General features: G+C 68.6%; 13 protein-coding genes and 1 tRNA gene. 8 read left to right on the forward strand and 6 right to left on the reverse strand.

The window, feature by feature from the left end; translation table 11 throughout:
* On the reverse strand, positions 1-2,013 hold the full coding sequence (locus MO1_RS02855; RefSeq protein ID WP_060915172.1) for a DUF262 domain-containing protein: 2,013 nt from the start codon (positions 2,011-2,013) through the stop codon (positions 1-3).
* A gap of 123 nt (positions 2,014-2,136) precedes the next feature.
* Here MO1_RS02855 and MO1_RS02860 point away from each other — a divergent pair, with 123 nt between their 5' ends.
* The 5 genes from MO1_RS02860 (at position 2,137) to MO1_RS02880 (ending at position 7,145) form a co-directional block, all read left to right on the forward strand.
* Positions 2,137-2,910: a hypothetical protein gene (locus MO1_RS02860; protein WP_036309263.1), complete on the forward strand. Its 774-nt coding sequence runs from the start codon at positions 2,137-2,139 to the stop codon at positions 2,908-2,910.
* Between the two features lie 115 nt (positions 2,911-3,025).
* A complete protein-coding gene (locus MO1_RS02865) occupies positions 3,026-3,808 on the forward strand; it encodes a DeoR/GlpR family DNA-binding transcription regulator (protein WP_060915173.1) in 783 nt (260 codons plus the stop codon).
* Positions 3,805-4,788: a 1-phosphofructokinase family hexose kinase gene (locus MO1_RS02870; protein WP_060915174.1), complete on the forward strand. Its 984-nt coding sequence runs from the start codon at positions 3,805-3,807 to the stop codon at positions 4,786-4,788. The genes MO1_RS02865 and MO1_RS02870 overlap by 4 nt, the downstream gene beginning before the upstream one ends.
* Positions 4,781-6,841 (forward strand): PTS fructose transporter subunit IIABC, encoded by a 2,061-nt coding sequence (locus MO1_RS02875; RefSeq protein WP_036309258.1) that lies wholly within the window; start codon positions 4,781-4,783, stop codon positions 6,839-6,841. Before MO1_RS02870 ends, MO1_RS02875 begins: the two co-directional genes overlap by 8 nt.
* A 34-nt stretch (positions 6,842-6,875) precedes the next feature.
* Positions 6,876-7,145 carry an HPr family phosphocarrier protein gene (locus MO1_RS02880; RefSeq protein WP_036309257.1) on the forward strand — a complete coding sequence of 90 codons (270 nt, stop codon included), beginning with the start codon at positions 6,876-6,878 and terminating at the stop codon, positions 7,143-7,145.
* Between the two features lie 71 nt (positions 7,146-7,216).
* On the opposite strand, the gene MO1_RS02885 is transcribed toward MO1_RS02880, so the two are convergent.
* Positions 7,217-7,855: an MBL fold metallo-hydrolase gene (locus tag MO1_RS02885; protein ID WP_060915175.1), complete on the reverse strand. Its 639-nt coding sequence runs from the start codon at positions 7,853-7,855 to the stop codon at positions 7,217-7,219.
* A gap of 114 nt (positions 7,856-7,969) precedes the next feature.
* On the opposite strand from MO1_RS02885, the gene MO1_RS02890 reads away from it, so the two are divergent.
* Positions 7,970-8,045, forward strand: a tRNA-Glu gene (locus tag MO1_RS02890).
* Between the two features lie 57 nt (positions 8,046-8,102).
* Here MO1_RS02890 and MO1_RS02895 read toward each other — a convergent pair.
* Both MO1_RS02895 and MO1_RS02900 read right to left on the reverse strand, forming a co-directional pair.
* A complete protein-coding gene (locus MO1_RS02895) occupies positions 8,103-9,158 on the reverse strand; it encodes a DUF4349 domain-containing protein (RefSeq protein ID WP_060915176.1) in 1,056 nt (351 codons plus the stop codon).
* Complete coding sequence (locus MO1_RS02900) at positions 9,155-9,715, reverse strand: RNA polymerase sigma factor (RefSeq protein ID WP_036309252.1); 561 nt, start codon at positions 9,713-9,715, stop codon at positions 9,155-9,157. The genes MO1_RS02895 and MO1_RS02900 overlap by 4 nt, the downstream gene beginning before the upstream one ends.
* Before the next feature lie 104 nt (positions 9,716-9,819).
* Between MO1_RS02900 and MO1_RS02905 the strand changes: the two genes are divergently transcribed.
* Positions 9,820-10,914, forward strand: a complete 1,095-nt coding sequence (locus MO1_RS02905) for a TerC family protein (RefSeq protein WP_060915177.1) — start codon at positions 9,820-9,822, stop codon at positions 10,912-10,914.
* Positions 10,915-10,923: 9 nt separating this feature from the next.
* Here MO1_RS02905 and MO1_RS02910 read toward each other — a convergent pair whose 3' ends face one another.
* Both MO1_RS02910 and MO1_RS02915 read right to left on the reverse strand, forming a co-directional pair.
* Positions 10,924-12,234, reverse strand: a complete 1,311-nt coding sequence (locus MO1_RS02910) for an LLM class flavin-dependent oxidoreductase (protein WP_060915178.1) — start codon at positions 12,232-12,234, stop codon at positions 10,924-10,926.
* The gene (locus tag MO1_RS02915) at positions 12,231-13,550 is read right to left on the reverse strand and encodes an O-acetylhomoserine aminocarboxypropyltransferase/cysteine synthase family protein (RefSeq protein ID WP_060915179.1); all 1,320 of its coding nucleotides are present in this window, start codon (positions 13,548-13,550) and stop codon (positions 12,231-12,233) included. The genes MO1_RS02910 and MO1_RS02915 overlap by 4 nt, the downstream gene beginning before the upstream one ends.
* 229 nt (positions 13,551-13,779) lie before the next feature.
* Between MO1_RS02915 and leuC the strand changes: the two genes are divergently transcribed.
* Positions 13,780-15,222, forward strand: coding sequence for a 3-isopropylmalate dehydratase large subunit (gene leuC, locus MO1_RS02920; protein ID WP_060915180.1), 1,443 nt, complete (start codon positions 13,780-13,782; stop codon positions 15,220-15,222).
* Position 15,223: the final 1 nt, after the last annotated feature.

Here is a 15,223-nt window from a genome sequence, read left to right on the forward strand (position 1 = left end):
TCAGCGCATCGCGTCGCCGATGTAGGAGTACTTGATGAAGACCTCTGACGCCCAGCCGGCTTCTTCGAGCACTCCCTGCACAGCGGAGAGCATGTACTTCGAATCCCAGCCCATGTAGAGGTACTGACCCTCACCGAGCTGATCCCATTGTCCGTTCCAGGCCATCGCGGGGTAGACCGGGCCGCCTCGACGGGCGCTGTAGTCCACGACGCTCTTCCGCGAGTCCGCCCACAGTCTGGCGAACACCCGGTTGAACAGATACCGCACGTCGCGCACGTCCCAGTGCTCACCGCGGTACTCGACGTAGTCGAACTCTCGCTGCCAACCCCGCGGCCACCCGCCACGCTTTTTCGCATCGAGGATCGGGGTCAGGTTGTCATCGTCGATCCCGACGACGGCCGGGCGAGGCCACGCCTCCATGAAGCGAGCCGTCAGCTCCTCCGTGCGAGCGGCGATCTGCGCCGTCGACCACGCCTCGGCATCCGCAATCCGGCGCGTGACCTCGAGCCGGCTGGCGGCGTAACTGGAGCGCTTGACGGGGAAGGTCGCATCGAAGACACGCTCGAAGGCATCGGCTTCCAGGAGGGTGAGGTTCCCGAGGGTTCCCACGAGTGCGCGGTGCGCGTTCTGCTCGTCGTCGCTGAAGTCCGCCCACCGACGGGCGCCGTCACCCGTCCAGTCATCCGACGGTGTGACCGGCAGCACGTGATCGAGATCCAGTTCCGCGTCGGCGTCGACGCCCGCGAGCCGCGCGAGGACGAACCCTGCGTGGGGCAGTTCCCCGTAGCGCAGGCCGACCCGCGTGCGCTCATCGGACGGCGTGATGCGCGCGATCGCGTGGACGAGCGCGTCCATGCCGTCGTCGGCCGCGCGGCAGAAGCGCGCGACGAGGCGATCGATCGGCAACCCGACGACGGTCCGCCGCAGCAGGAGGGATTCGACATGGGTGAGGGCGACGAACAGATCGGATGCCGCCAGCTCGCCGTGCAGGTGATCGCGATACAGGCGCATGGCGATCGGGTACATGCCACGCCCGAGGGTGTTGATCGCTCCGAAGTGTCGCCCGACACCGGCATCCGTCGCCGAGGCGGGATCGAGGAGGAGTCGGTAGATCTCCGACAACTCCCGCCACTGGAGGGCGTGTCCCCGGAGGGTGTCGAGATCGAGCCGCGGGAACTCGTGGCGGAACGCGTCGTACACACCGCGCTCGCCCTCGACGAGCACTTCGCGGCCCGTCAGCATGACCAGGTAGTCGCGCCAAAACGCCCCGATCTGCTCGCCGGTGTTCGCTTCGATCGGCAGCCAGTAGTCGTTCTCGATCTCGCTCTGCTCGCTGTGCGAGAGGCCCATGAGGACGTAGTTGTGGATGAGCTCGTGGTCGCGAAGAGGCTCGCCCGTGGAGTTGAGGCTCTCGAAGATCTGCTGCGCGTTCGCCTGACCGCCCAGGGTGATCGACACGTGCTCGAGTTTGCGGAGGCCGCGCCAGATGCCGGCGGCCTCGTCGGGGCGGATCTGGCTACGGAAGAACGCGTAGTTGTCGTCGAAGCGCGAAACCCGGTCGGCGTCGGCGGGGGAGCGGCGATCGAGGACCACACTCTCGAAGACGTCCGCCCAGGCGCGGTGCGGGCGCAGCTTGGTGCGTCCCGGCTCGTCGCTTCGCACGAGGACGGCCTCGAGTTCGCCAGCCAGCGCGGGGTCGTCGTCGCGAAGGGTGTGGTGCAGTGCCGCGATCAGAAGCATGAGGGTCGTCACGCGCTGCTGGCCATCGATCAGGACGAGGTGAGCATCGTCGGCCGCCGAGGTACTCGCCGTCGAAAGGATCGACCCGATGAAGTGGGTCTGGCCGTCCTCGGTGTCGGCGACGGCGCGGATGTCGCCGAGCAGCTGCTCGCACCCGCCGATGTCCCATCGATACTGCCGTTGATAGACGGGGACGACGATCGTGGTGTCGGAGGCGGAGAGCCAGTCGATCGTGTTGACGGCTGTCGCATCGACGTTCGTAGCAGTGCTCATGTTCCCCGAAATGCTCGTCGAATTTTACCGGTCGAGTCTACTGAGGCTCGCGGAGCTGCTAGGTAGGCTTACCTAAGTCGGGCCTGTAAAAACTTCGCTCGCCCGACAGAAAGGTTGATCCGCATGGGTTACATCAAGAGTGCTCTGCTCGAGGAGACCGGGTACGTCGTCCTCGACATGTACGGCAAGCAAATCGATCCCAAGGAATGGATGGACATCGAGTACGTCGACTGGAAGTCCTCCGGCGACACCCGGTTCGCGCCGCTCGCGTCCGCCAAGGGCGAGATCGAATGCAACGGCTTCTGGAACCACCAGCCGCCGCGCACCGACAAGGATGGCGTCTGGATTCCGTCGCAGACCGAGAAGGCGCCCACGCTGACCGACCGTGCGCTCGAGCCCGGCTCGAACGTCGGTCGCTGCCGCATCATCGAATTGCAGCCGAACACGTACGCCGACGCGCTGTACAACCTGCACCAGGATGACAACAACCGTCTGAACCCCGACGGCACCGGCTGGGTCGTCCGCAGCTTCTTCAACCTGACCGATGACAAGGACAGCTTCTTCGTCCTTCGCGACAACCGCACCGACCCGAATGGCGAAACCCGGATCGCCCTTCCCGCCGGCGCCCAGCTCGTCATCGACACGCAGCGTCTCTGGCACGCCGCATACCACCCGGGCGACGCGCCCCGGTACTGCCTCATCACGTCGTGGGAGTCCGGTCCCGAGCTCGACGCCTACATGGAGAAGTACAACGGCGTGAACAAGGTCGAGAGCGTCCCGCTCGATCAGGAGACCATCGACGCCGGCCAGGCAGAGCAGGAGCGACGCATCGCCGCTCGTGCTGCCGCGCTCGCGGCTCGTGGTCAGCGCGAGGTCCTCGCGATGAGCGAGGCCTGAGCCTTCCTCCACCTCGACGACGCCCCCGGTTTCGGCCGGGGGCGTCGTTCTTTACCGCATTCTTGTTTCGTGTTGGTTTCTGTTGTAACGTGTGGTCTTGTTCGAGGAGGACCACATGTACGCAACGGAGCGCCAGCAGCAGATCGAGCAGCTGATCGCCACTGACGGTCGCGTCGCCGTGCTCGACCTCGCCGATCGCTTCGGTGTGACGACCGAAACCGTCCGCCGCGACCTTGCAGCCCTCGAGCGCGTCGGTGTCGTCCGCCGTGTTCACGGCGGCGCCGTGCACCGCACCCGTGCCAGCACCGCCGAGGCTTCCGTCGCAGAACGCTCCGTGCAGCGCAGCGGCTCCAAGCAGACCATCGCTCGCGCCGCCGTCGACCTGCTCGGTTCCGAGCTCGACGGAGCGCTGTACCTCGACGCCGGCACGACGACGGGCGCGATCGCGCAGCTCCTCGCGACCGGCCCCCACCCCGCAGGCGATCTCGAGGTCGTGACGCACTCCATGTCCGTGGCCCATACGCTCGCGGGCGCACAGGGCATCGGCTTGACCGCCATCGGCGGTCGCGTCCGCGGACTGACCGCCGCAGCGGTCGGCGCCCAGACCGTGGAGGCCATCTCGCGCCTGCGCCCCGACATCGCCTTCATCGGCACGAACGGTGTCGCCGCCGGCTTCGGCCTCAGCACCCCCGACCCCGACGAGGCTGCGGTGAAGCGGGCGATCGTGGCGTCAGCGCGACGGATCGTCGTCGTCGCGGACGCCGACAAGTTCGACGCGGAGCTTCTCGTCTCGTTCGCTTCCCTGTCCGATGTCGATGTCCTGCTGACCGACACGGCGCCGTCGGGTGTTCTCGCCGAGGCCCTTCGCGAGGCCGATGTGGAGGTCCAGATCGCATGATCGTCACCCTGACAACGAACCCCTCGCTCGACCGCACGATCGCCCTCGAGGCACCGCTGCGCGTCGGCGAGGTCCAGGGCGCCCTGAGCGCTCGGGAGGATGCCGGGGGCAAGGGCATCAACGTGGCCCGCGTGGTGGCCGCGGCATCCCGCCCCACCCTCGCCGTGCTTCCGCTCGATCCGACCGACCCGTTCGCCGGCGCGCTCGACGCGACCGGGATCAACGTCCACACCGTCGCGCACGACGGCGCGACCCGTGCGAACGTCACGATCGCCGACGCGGCGGGTGTCACGACGAAACTCAACCTGCCCGGGGCGGCGTTCACCGCCGAGGATGCCGCGGCCCTCACAGCCGCGGTCGTCGCCGCCTCCGAGGGCGCGTTGTGGCTCGTGCTGGCAGGTTCGCTCGCTCCCGGACTGCCCGACGACTACTACGTCCAGGTCATCGGCGCTGTGCGGTCCGCCTGGGGCGCGGCCGCTCCGCGCATTGCCGTCGACACGTCGGGTGCGGCGCTGGCCGCCGCCGTCGCCTCGGGCCGGCCGGACCTCATCAAGCCCAACGACGAGGAGCTCGCCGAGCTCGTCGGACGCGATGTGGATGCTGCACTCGCCCTCCCCGACGCGGTCGCCGATATCGCCGCGGCTCTCGTCCCCGCGTCCGTGGGCGCCGCCCTCGTCACCCTCGGCGGCGACGGGGCGGTCCTCGTGACACCCGACGGCTCGTGGCACGGCACGCCCCCGCCGACCCGGGTGCGCAGCACCGTCGGAGCGGGCGACAGTTCGCTCGCCGGATATCTGCTCGCCGAGACCGCCGGCGCTGAACCCGAGGACAGGCTGCGCTCCGGCATCCGCTATGGATCCGCTGCGGCTTCGTTGCCCGGCACCCAACCCCCGACCCCTGACGACCTGTCGACCGGCGACGTGCCGGTGCGACGGCTTCTGCAGAAGGACAACCCGACCACTGGAGGTCACCGTGACTGAGATCATCACCGCGGAACTCGTCAGTATCGACGAGCCGCTCGGCGCCGACAAGCGCGCCGTCATCGAGGCGCTGGCGCAGCGCGTCGCGTTGCAGGGGAGGGCCACCGACGGTGCTCGCCTCGCCGCCGACGCGTGGGCGCGGGAGGAGAAGGACGAAACCGGCCTTCCCGGTGGTATCGCGATCCCGCACGCGAAGAGCGCCGCGGTGACGCAGGCCTCGCTCGCCTTCGCCCGCCTGAGCCCCGGCGTCGACTTCGGCGCGGAAGACGGCGGCGCAGACCTCGTCTTCCTCATCGCCGCTCCCGACACCGCGGCGGAGGAGCACCTCGCCGTGCTGTCGAAGCTCGCCCGCAGCCTCATGCGCGACGACTTCACCGCGGGGCTGCGTGCCGCGACGACGGCGGACGAGGTCGTCGCCATCGTGCGCGACGCGATCTCTGACGCGCCCGCCGCCGCCGCGCCCGAGACCCGCGCCACCGCCCGCGCGACGGCCGAGACGTCCGCCGACGACGCACTCATGATCAACGGGCGCCCCGCGCGGATCGTCGCCGTGACCGCCTGCGCGACGGGCATCGCCCACACCTTCATGGCCGCCGACGCGCTCACTGCGACGGGCCAGAAGGAGGGCGTCGACCTCACCGTCGAGCCTCAGGGGTCGAGCGGTTACAAGGCCATCGACCAGCGCATCATCGACGAGGCGGACGCCGTCATCTTCGCCGTCGACGTGGACGTCCGCGAGCAGGCGCGTTTCGCCGGCAAGCCCGTCGTCCGCTCCGGCGTCAAGCGCGGCATCGAGCAGCCCGCGCAGATGCTGCGCGAGGCCGTCGCCGCGGCGAAGAACCCGAACGCGGCGCGCGTGCCCGGTGCGGGTGCGGGCGCGGCCGCATCGGCCGGGAGTGCGGCGCCGACCACGCTCGGTGGCACGGTGAGACGCGCTCTGCTCACCGGCGTCAGCTACATGATCCCGTTCGTCGCCGGTGGTGGTCTCCTCATCGCTCTCGGCTTCGCGCTCGCGGGCTACCAGATCGCCTCGCCGCACGAAGGCACGGACGTCAACAACGCGGTGTACACGCTCCAGAACTTCACCCTCTGGAATCTGCCCGATCAGGGCCTGCTCTACTACCTCGGCGCCGTGGCGTTCCAGATCGGTGGGCTGTCGTTCGGCTTCCTGGTGCCGGCCCTGGCGGGTTACATCGCCTACGGCATCGCCGACCGTCCCGGCATCGCGCCTGGATTCGTCGCGGGTGCCGTCGCGAGCTTCATGGGCGCGGGCTTCATCGGTGCCATCGTCGGCGGTCTTCTCGCCGGTCTCGCCGCCTGGTGGCTCAACCGCCTCGAGGTCCCGCGCTGGCTGCGTGGTCTCATGCCGGTCGTCATCATCCCGCTCCTCGGCTCGATTTTCGCGTCGGGTCTGCTCCTCATGGTGTTCGGTGGACCCATCGCCGCGCTGTCGGTCGCGCTGAACGGCTGGCTGTCCAGCCTTACGGGAGCCGGCGTCATTCTGCTCGGCGTCATCCTCGGCCTCATGATGTGCTTCGACCTCGGCGGACCGGTCAATAAGGTCGCCTACGGCTTCGCCACGGCGAACCTCGCGCAGGGCATCGCCGGCGACGAGCGCTATCTGCAGATCATGGCCGCGGTCATGGCCGCCGGTATGGTACCGCCGCTCGCCATGGCGCTCGCGTCGACCGTCCTCGGCCGGAAGCTGTTCACGGAGCCCGAGCGCGAGAACGGCAAAGCAGCCTGGCTGCTGGGCGCCGCCTTCATTTCGGAGGGAGCGATCCCGTTCGCTGCGGCGGACGTGTTCCGCGTCATCCCGGCCGCCATGTTGGGCGGTGCGGTGACCGGTGCCATGTCGATGGCGTTCGCCGTCACCTCCCGTGCCCCGCACGGTGGCGTGTTCGTCTTCTTCGCCATCGACAACTTCTGGCTGTGGATGTTCTCGATCGCCGTCGGAACTGTCATCAGCGCCGTCACCGTCGTGCTGCTGAAGCGCTACGCGCGTCGTCGTCCGATCGACGTCGATGTGCCCGCCGTCGCCGTCACGGCATAGTCTCGAGATACCGACTCAAGGAGGAAGAATCACCATGGCCGAACGGACCGCAACCGTCGCGAGCAGCTCCGGACTGCACGCTCGCCCCGCCAAGCTCTTCGTGCAGGCGGTCAAAGAGACGGGCGTCCCCGTCACGATCGCCGTGCCCGGTGGACCCGACCAGAACGCCGGCAGCATCCTGACCCTCATGGGGCTCGGTGCCACCCAGGGCACGGTCGTGACGCTCAAGGCCGAGGGCGACGGAGCCGACGAGGCTCTGGACAAGCTCGTCGCCTTTATCGAGACGGACCACGACGCCGAGTGAGTCTCGACCCCCACGAACGACGGATGCCGCGGAGCGAGAGCCCCGCGGCATCCGTCTTTTCGTGTGTCAGATCACAGGTCGGCGGACTGGCCCGGCTCGAGCTCGAGGAACTCGCCGCCGTTCTGCTCCGTCGCCCACTTGAGACGGTCCCGGTGCATCGCGAGGCCGACGCGGGAGAGGGTCATGTCGTGGGTACCGAAGGCCCGCCGCGGCTTGACCGCCAGCACGTAGTCGATGGCCTCGCCGATCTTCAGCCACGGGGCGCCGACGGGGGCGGCGAGCAAGCCCACCTCGATGCCTTCGGGCACCGCGTAGGAGTCGCCGGGATAGTAGAAGTCGTCGTTGACCAGGACGCCCAGGTTGTCGATCACCGGGATGGACTCGTGGATCACGCTGTGCGTCCCGCCGAAGAAACGCATGCGGAAGGGGCCGACTTCCACCTCGTCTCCGACATCGACCTTCGTGACGTCGTATCCGGATGCCGCGGCCACGACACCCTCCGGACCGAAGACGGGGACACCGGGCGCCTGCGACAGGATGGCGTCGAGCTGGGCGGGGGTCCAGTGATCGGGGTGCTCATGGGTGAGGACGACGCCTACGAGGTCGTTGAGGTCGTCGAGCGGCAGGGTGAAGGAACCGGGATCTATGAGGAGGGTCTTTCCCTCGCTGTCGAGTCGCAGACAGGCATGTTCGTGCTTCGTAACGCGCATGGTCCCAGTCAACCCACGAGGGGGGCGGGAGGCAAGGCGATGCCGATTTTGCAGGGCTGTGAACCTCGTGCATAATTGAACGGTTGCCTCCGCAAGGAGGGAACGAAAAAGTACGGCCCCATCGTATAGCGGCCTAGTACGCCGCCCTCTCACGGCGGTAACGCGGGTTCGAATCCCGCTGGGGTCACCACACTGACGAAGCCCTCGACCATCAGGTCGAGGGCTTCGTCGTTGTCGGCGCGGAAGGTCAGCTTTCGGGGGACCGCGACGCGCGCCGGCGTCGCACGCGCCGAACGACCTGCACGATCGCGACGACGATCCCGGCGACGACGAGCCAGGGGAGGAGGAAGCCGAGTCCGACGACGATCCCGTTGAGGGTCACGACGAGGGTGTTCCATCCCGTGGAGAGGCCATCCCCGAATCCCTGCGGGTCGGCCGCGACGCTCTGGCCCGGCGCAGTGATCGTCACGGTCGCGCTCGACAGCGCCACGTCGTCCTTGAGCGTCTCCGCCTGGGCGCGGAGCGAGTCGAGTTCCGCCTGCCGCTGGGCGAGCGCGTCCTCGGCGGTGAGAAGGTCGCTGGTGGATGCGGCATCCGTGATGAGGCCGCGCAGGCGGTCGACGGAGGCGTCCAGCGCCTCGATCCGGGCCCGGAGATCGGTCGTCTCCGCCGTGACGTCCTCCCGCGAGATCTGAGACGCGCGGACGGTGCCGAGTTCCTCGAGGTCGGTCAGGAATGAGGCGAGACCGGAGGCCGGCACCCGCACCGTGATCCGTGCATCGCCGGGGCCCGTCGCAGCTTCGCGGCCGGTGGACTCCGCGGCGTCCGCGACATTCAGCGACTCGACGTACCCTCCGGATGCCTCGGCTCGGTCGCCGATCGCCTGTGCGGCGGCGGCCGGGTCGTCGGCTTCGAGGGTGGCCTGGGCACGGGCGACAACGGCACGCTGTCCGACCTCGGTCGACGGAGTTCCCGAGTCCTGGAGGTCCGTGGTGCCGCCCCCGCTCATCTCGACGCCCTCGTCGCCCCCGTCCTCGCCTGGCCGCGGTGCAGACTCCTCCGAGACGGCGCTCCCCGCTGACGAAGCACCCCCACTCACGTTGCCGAGCATCGGCCCGACGAACCCCGCGACCACGATCACGGCGGCAGCAGCTCCTGTAAAGGCCCAGGCCCGCCGACCGCGGCGGCGCGAGGTTTCGCGCGCGTCGGTCATCGACGCCGCGATCTCGGCGAAGAGCGCTCGTTCGATCTCGTCCTGCCGGGTCCGGATGAGTTCGGGCAGCCGGATGTCCTCTGCGGTCATGTCCCCTCCGTTTCGACGACGGTCCGGAGCTTCGTCCGAACCCGCGACAGACGGTTGCGGACGACGGCGTGCGAGACGCCCAACTCTTCCGCTGCAGCCGCATACGCGTACCCCTCCGTCGCGCACAGGTGGAAGATCTGCTGGTCCAGCGGCGAGAGGGTGCCGAGTTCGGCGATGACCCGTTCCGCGAGCGCGCTGCCGATCACCTGCTCCTCCACGTTCACCGTCGCGGGAAGCATCTCGTCGACCGCCCCTGCGGTGTTCAGCCGATCACGGCGCTGGCGCCGCATCCGATTCGCGCTCTGAAAACGACAGATCGTGACCAGCCACGGCAGGAGCGACTCGCTGACGAGGTCGAGCGTGGGAAGTCTCCGCCACGCGACCAGGAAGGTCTCCTGCATGACATCCTCCGCATCCGCCGTATCGCCGAGAAGGCCGTGTGCCAGCCAGTAGACGGGCCTCGCGTAGGCGCGGTACAGCTCGCGGAAAGCCTGCTGGTCACCGCCCGCGGCGGCTGCCACCAGGTCCGCATCACGCCTCGCGAGCGGGTCGGCCATGGCATCCTCGTTCGTTCTGTCGATGGGGGAGTGTCGCGTCACCCGGCATCGTCTCAGACAACTCGAAAGGTACTCTTAGGTTCGCCCCCGCATGAAAGGTCCCCATGGAGCTTCCCCTCTGGTTCGAGGTCGGCTCGCTCGTCGGCTTGACCCTCATCCTCGTCGCCGACCTGCTGCTGATCATCAAGCGTCCGCACGTCCCGTCGACGAAGGAATCGACCCTTTGGGTCGTGTTCTACGTCGTGCTCGCGCTGCTGTTCGCGTTGTTGATGCTGGCCGTCACCAACGGCGAGTACGCGGGGCAGTTCGTCGCGGGGTGGCTCACGGAGTACAGCCTGTCGATCGACAACCTCTTCGTGTTCGTGCTGATCATGAGCCAGTTCTCGGTGCCGCGCGCGGCGCAGCAGAAGGTGCTGATGGTGGGCATCATCATCGCCCTGATCCTCCGCGGCATCTTCATCCTGCTGGGTGCTGCGATCATCGAGCAGTTCAGCTGGGTCTTCTACGTCTTCGGGGCGTTCCTCATCTACACCGCGTGGCGCCAGGCGTTCCCGGGTGACGAGGACGAGGACGAAGAGAAGAAGGAGAGCTTCATCGTCCGCCTGCTCCGCCGCCGTATCGCGGTCAGCGATGAGTACGACGGAGCGAAGGTGCGCACGGTCCTCAACGGCAAGAAGGTCTTCACGCCGATGATCATCGTGTTCGCCGCTCTCGGGATGACCGACCTGCTGTTCGCGATCGACTCGATCCCGGCGATCTTCGGCATCACCCAGAGCCCGTTCATCGTCTTCACGGCGAATCTCTTCGCACTCATGGGGCTCCGGCAGCTGTACTTCCTGCTCGGCGGTCTGCTCGACCGTCTCAAGTACCTGCACTTCGGGATCGCATTCATCCTCGCGTTCATCGGCGTCAAGCTCGTCCTGCATGCGATGCACGAGAACGAGCTCCCCTTCATCAACGGCGGCGAACACATCGAGTGGGCTCCGGAGATCTCGACCTGGGTGTCGCTCGGCGTCATCGTCGCATCGATGCTCGTCGCCACGGTCGCGAGCCTCATCGCCGCTCGCCGTGACGGCCTTCGTGAGCCCGTACCTGCGACGGGACCGACCCCGGTGGGTCACGCCGAAGACGTCGCCGATGAGCAGGGCACGCCGCGCTCGGTCGACTCGCACCCGTCCGACGGCGACGCCGCCCGCTGAGCTCGATCGTCAGAACGGGCGGAGGTTCGCCCGAAGCGTCGGTTCGTACTCTCGACGGAGGATGCCGCGCCGCCGCAGGATCGGCACGAGCTCGTCGAGCGTGCGGTGCACCGTCACGGGGTGCAGGTCGCCCCAGAGGAGCACACCGTCGTTGCCCCACGTGCCGTACTCCTCGATGCGGTCGGCGAGCTCGACGGCCGTCCCCACCCACCCGGACCCATCGCGGATCCGTCCCAGGCGCGCGTGCGCGGTGAGGATCTCGCGCAGGGAGGCATCCTCGTCGTGGGTGCCGATCAAGCGCTGGATGCTGCCGTGCGAGACGTGCTCGCCGAAGATCCCGCGGTCCAGCGGGCGGTCGAGGTCGAGCCCGGTGAGGTCGGTCTCGAGGTCGCTCGACTGTCGCTCGGAGATCCGGCGGAGCACGTCATCGTCGGGATGATGCGACGCCGCGACCAGCCGATCCGCCTCCTCGGCCGAGGAGACGACCGTCGGCTGGATAGCGAACAGGATCGTGATGTCGTCCGGGGAACGCCCCGCGGCGATCGCCGCGTCATGGATGCGGCCGCGGTACGCGCGGACGGACTGCTCGGTCATCGGAGCGAGGGCGAGCTGTACGTCCGAATTGGCACCCGCGAATCCCCGCCCTCGCGGTGATCCCCCGGGGGAGACGATGACGGGCGCGCCGTCGGTGAACGGGATCGCGTTGAGTGGTCCGTCGAAGGAGAAGTACTCGCCGCGGTGACGGGTGGGCTGGAGCAGCGCGCCGTCTGCGTAGCGGCCCGCGTCGGGGTGGGCGATGAGGGCCCCCTCGGGCCAGCTCCGCCACAGCGCGACGACCGCCGACATCCATTCTTCGGCGCGGTCGTAGGCGGCGTCGTGACCGAGCTGCGGGGCGGTGCCGAAGTGACGCGCACTCCCGGTGTCGGTGACGACGTTGAGGCCGAGCCGGTGCCCGCTGAGGTGCTGCAGGGTCGCGAACTGACGGGCCGCCGTGTACGGCAGGTATGCGGCCGGATTCACGGTCGGGACGATGCCGATGCGGTCGGTCGCGGCAAACAGATACGGGGCGAGCAGGAGGGGGTCGAGCTTGGGGCCGCCGAAGGCCTGGCGCACACGCAGGTCGATGGTCGACGCTGATCCGAGAGAGGGTGCGTCTTCGATGATCAGCAGGTCGAATCCCGCCTGCTCGAGAGTGCGGACCGCCTGCTGGTAGAGCGCGGGGGAAGTCCAGTCGTAGTCCCAATCGAGGGAGGGGTGCCCCCAGCCGTGCGGCCCGAAGCCCCGCGCGAGGAACCAGCCGAAGTGCTGTTGCCGGCTCACGCGACGACCGCCACATCGGTGGACACCACGGATACCGCCGCCTCGAGTCCCCGCGCGAGATCGGCGATGAGGTCGTCGACCTCCTCGATGCCGATGGACAGTCGCAGGGTGCCCGGGTGGACCCCGTGGGCCGTCCTCTCCGCCGCCGGTCGACGCGCGTGGCTCGTGGAGCCCGGGTGGAGCACCAGCGACCGCACATCTCCCAGGTGAGTCATGTGCGTGATGACCGACAGCTCCTCGACGAAGGCGCGTGCCGCGGTGAGTCCCCCGCGGAGCGTCACGGTGAAGACCGAGCCGTAGCCGCCGTGGAGGTAGGTGTTCGCAAGATCGTGCGTGGGGTGAGTGGGCAGCCCCGCGTAGTCGACGCTCTCGACCTCGGCTCGAGCCGACAGCCACTCGGCGACGGCGAGCGCGTTCCGGGACTGGCGCTCGACGCGGAGGCTCAAGGTCTCGATCCCCTGGCCGACGAAGAAGGCGGTCAAGGGCGAGGGGGTGGGGCCGTATCGAGGGGCGACGCTCTCCCGGAGGTACGCGATGCGTGCCCGGCCGCCGTGGCGGTCCCACAGGCTCGCGGACCCGTCCGTGCCTCCGCGAGCGAGATGTGGGAACAGATGTCCCGTCCGCCCTGCGTCGAAACGGCCGTCGTCGACGATGACGCCGCCGAGCACCGATCCGTGACCGGACAAGAACTTGCTCGCCGAGTGGACGACGATGGCCGCGCCGTGTTCCAGAGGACGCAGAAGGTAGGGCGTCGCGAACGTGTTGTCGATGACCAGAGGGATGCCGACCTCATCGCCGACCGCCGCGATCGCTGCGACGTCGAGGACGTCGTTGCGCGCGTTCGCGATCGATTCACCGAGGAGCACGCGCGTCTCGGGACGGATCGCCCGGCGCCAGGCATCCGGATCACCGATGTCGTCGACGAACGTGGTCGCGATGCCGAGGCGGGCGAGATTGTCGACGAGGAGGCCCCGTGTGCCTTCGTAGATGTGCGTGGAGCTGACGATGTGAGTCCCGGCCTCGACGAGACCGAGGAGCGCGACCGCGACCGCCGCCTGGCCGGACGCGACCAGCAGCGCTTCGGCTCCGCCTTCGAGCGACGCGAGTTTGCGCTCCACCGCCTCGACGGTCGGGTTGCCCGTCCGCGTGTAGCCGAACCCGTCACCAACGCCGAAATGGGCGGCGGCATCATCGAAGGAGTCGAAGGTGAAGCCGGCGGTGAGGTGGATGGGCAGGGCGCGCGGGGTGGCGTGAGCGGCATCCGCCCCCACATGCACTTGGCGCGTCGCGAACCCGCCCCGATCTCTCTCGGTCATCGTCGGTCTCCTGTCCCTCAGAGCCCACAGCGTGCCACGGTGGATCCCTCGCGGGGCTGTCGTGAGACGCGGTGTTACGGCGCGGCGGGCATCGGCGGCTGCGGCGAGCCGGTGATAGTCTGACGCCGTGCGGACCGCTCGACTCCTTATCGGCCGCGACGAGACCTCGCTCTGAGCCCTCTCTCGTCGCGGAGGCTGTCGCGGGCGCCATCCGACATCAGGAGACACCATGAGCACGATTCCCGAACGTCCGCGGACCCTCGCCGAGAAGGTGTGGGACGACCACCTCGTCGTGAAGGGTGAGGACGGCAGCCCCGACCTCATCTACATCGACCTCCACCTCGTGCACGAGGTGACGAGCCCGCAGGCCTTCGACGGTCTGCGAGCCGAGGGGCGCCCCGTGCGTCGACTCGACCTCACGATCGCGACCGAGGATCACAACACCCCGACCCTCGAGATCGACAAGCCGATCGCCGACCTCACGAGCCGCACTCAGATCGAGACCCTTCGGCGCAACGCCGAGGAGTTCGGCGTCCGGCTCCACTCGCTGGGCGACAAGGAACAGGGCATCGTCCACGTCGTGGGTCCCCAGCTGGGCCTCACGATGCCGGGCATCACCGTCGTCTGCGGCGATTCGCACACCTCCACGCACGGCGCGTTCGGTGCGATGGCGTTCGGCATCGGCACGAGCGAGGTCGAGCACGTGCTGGCGACGCAGACCCTGCCGCTCAAGCCGTTCAAGACGATGGCCATCACCGTCGAGGGAACCCTGAAGCCGGGGGTGAGCGCGAAAGACGTCATCCTCGCGATCATCGCGAAGATCGGTGCCAACGGTGGTCAGGGGTACGTGCTCGAGTTCCGCGGTTCGGCGATCCGTTCGCTCTCGATGGAGGGTCGGATGACGATGTGCAACATGTCGATCGAAGCCGGCGCGCGCGCAGGAATGATCGCGCCCGACGAGACGACGTTCGCGTACGTCAAGGACAAGCCTCACGCGCCCCAGGGCGCCGACTGGGACGAAGCCGTCGCCTACTGGCGGACGCTCCCGTCCGACGAGGGCGCCGTCTACGACGCCGAGGTCTTCCTCGACGCCGACGAACTGGAGCCGTTCGTCACCTGGGGGACGAACCCCGGCCAGGGCGTCATGCTGAGCGGCGTCGTCCCCGACCCCGCCGCGATGACCGAGCCCAACGAACGGGCCGCGGCCGAGCGCGCGCTCGAATACATGGATCTCACACCCGGCACACCCCTGAAGGAAGTGCCGGTGGATGCCGTCTTCATGGGCTCGTGCACGAACAGCCGCATCGAGGACCTGCGCCAGTTCGCCTCGATCGTGCAGGGTCGGACCAAGGCCGAGGGCGTCCGCGTCATGGTGGTGCCGGGGTCCGCTCGTGTCCGCCTGGAGGCGGAGGCGGAAGGACTCGACAAGGTCTTCACCGACTTCGGGGCCGAGTGGCGTTTCGCAGGGTGCTCGATGTGCCTCGGCATGAACCCGGATCAGCTCGCCCCGGGGGAGCGTTGCGCGTCCACGAGCAACCGCAACTTCGAGGGGCGCCAGGGCAAGGGCGGACGCACGCACCTCGTCTCGCCCCAGGTCGCCGCGGCGACGGCCGTCCTCGGCCGGCTCGCGAGCCCGAGCGATCTCGATGCACTCGCCCTGACGGAGGTCTGAC

This window comes from Microbacterium oleivorans NBRC 103075 (assembly GCF_001552475.1).
GTDB classification, from domain to species: domain Bacteria; phylum Actinomycetota; class Actinomycetes; order Actinomycetales; family Microbacteriaceae; genus Microbacterium; species Microbacterium oleivorans.

What these genes read in the sequence shown, in the direction of transcription:
- MO1_RS02880 (WP_036309257.1), top strand. Translation starts at nt 6,876, where the DNA reads ATGGCCGAACGGACCGCAACCGTCGCGAGCAGCTCCGGACTGCACGCT.
- MO1_RS02915 (WP_060915179.1), bottom strand. Translation starts at nt 13,550, where the DNA reads ATGACCGAGAGAGATCGGGGCGGGTTCGCGACGCGCCAAGTGCATGTG.
- MO1_RS02870 (WP_060915174.1), top strand. Translation starts at nt 3,805, where the DNA reads ATGATCGTCACCCTGACAACGAACCCCTCGCTCGACCGCACGATCGCC.
- leuC (WP_060915180.1), top strand. Translation starts at nt 13,780, where the DNA reads ATGAGCACGATTCCCGAACGTCCGCGGACCCTCGCCGAGAAGGTGTGG.
- MO1_RS02900 (WP_036309252.1), bottom strand. Translation starts at nt 9,715, where the DNA reads ATGGCCGACCCGCTCGCGAGGCGTGATGCGGACCTGGTGGCAGCCGCC.
- MO1_RS02855 (WP_060915172.1), bottom strand. Translation starts at nt 2,013, where the DNA reads ATGAGCACTGCTACGAACGTCGATGCGACAGCCGTCAACACGATCGAC.
- MO1_RS02885 (WP_060915175.1), bottom strand. Translation starts at nt 7,855, where the DNA reads ATGCGCGTTACGAAGCACGAACATGCCTGTCTGCGACTCGACAGCGAG.
- MO1_RS02905 (WP_060915177.1), top strand. Translation starts at nt 9,820, where the DNA reads ATGGAGCTTCCCCTCTGGTTCGAGGTCGGCTCGCTCGTCGGCTTGACC.
- MO1_RS02895 (WP_060915176.1), bottom strand. Translation starts at nt 9,158, where the DNA reads ATGACCGCAGAGGACATCCGGCTGCCCGAACTCATCCGGACCCGGCAG.
- MO1_RS02860 (WP_036309263.1), top strand. Translation starts at nt 2,137, where the DNA reads ATGGGTTACATCAAGAGTGCTCTGCTCGAGGAGACCGGGTACGTCGTC.
- MO1_RS02865 (WP_060915173.1), top strand. Translation starts at nt 3,026, where the DNA reads ATGTACGCAACGGAGCGCCAGCAGCAGATCGAGCAGCTGATCGCCACT.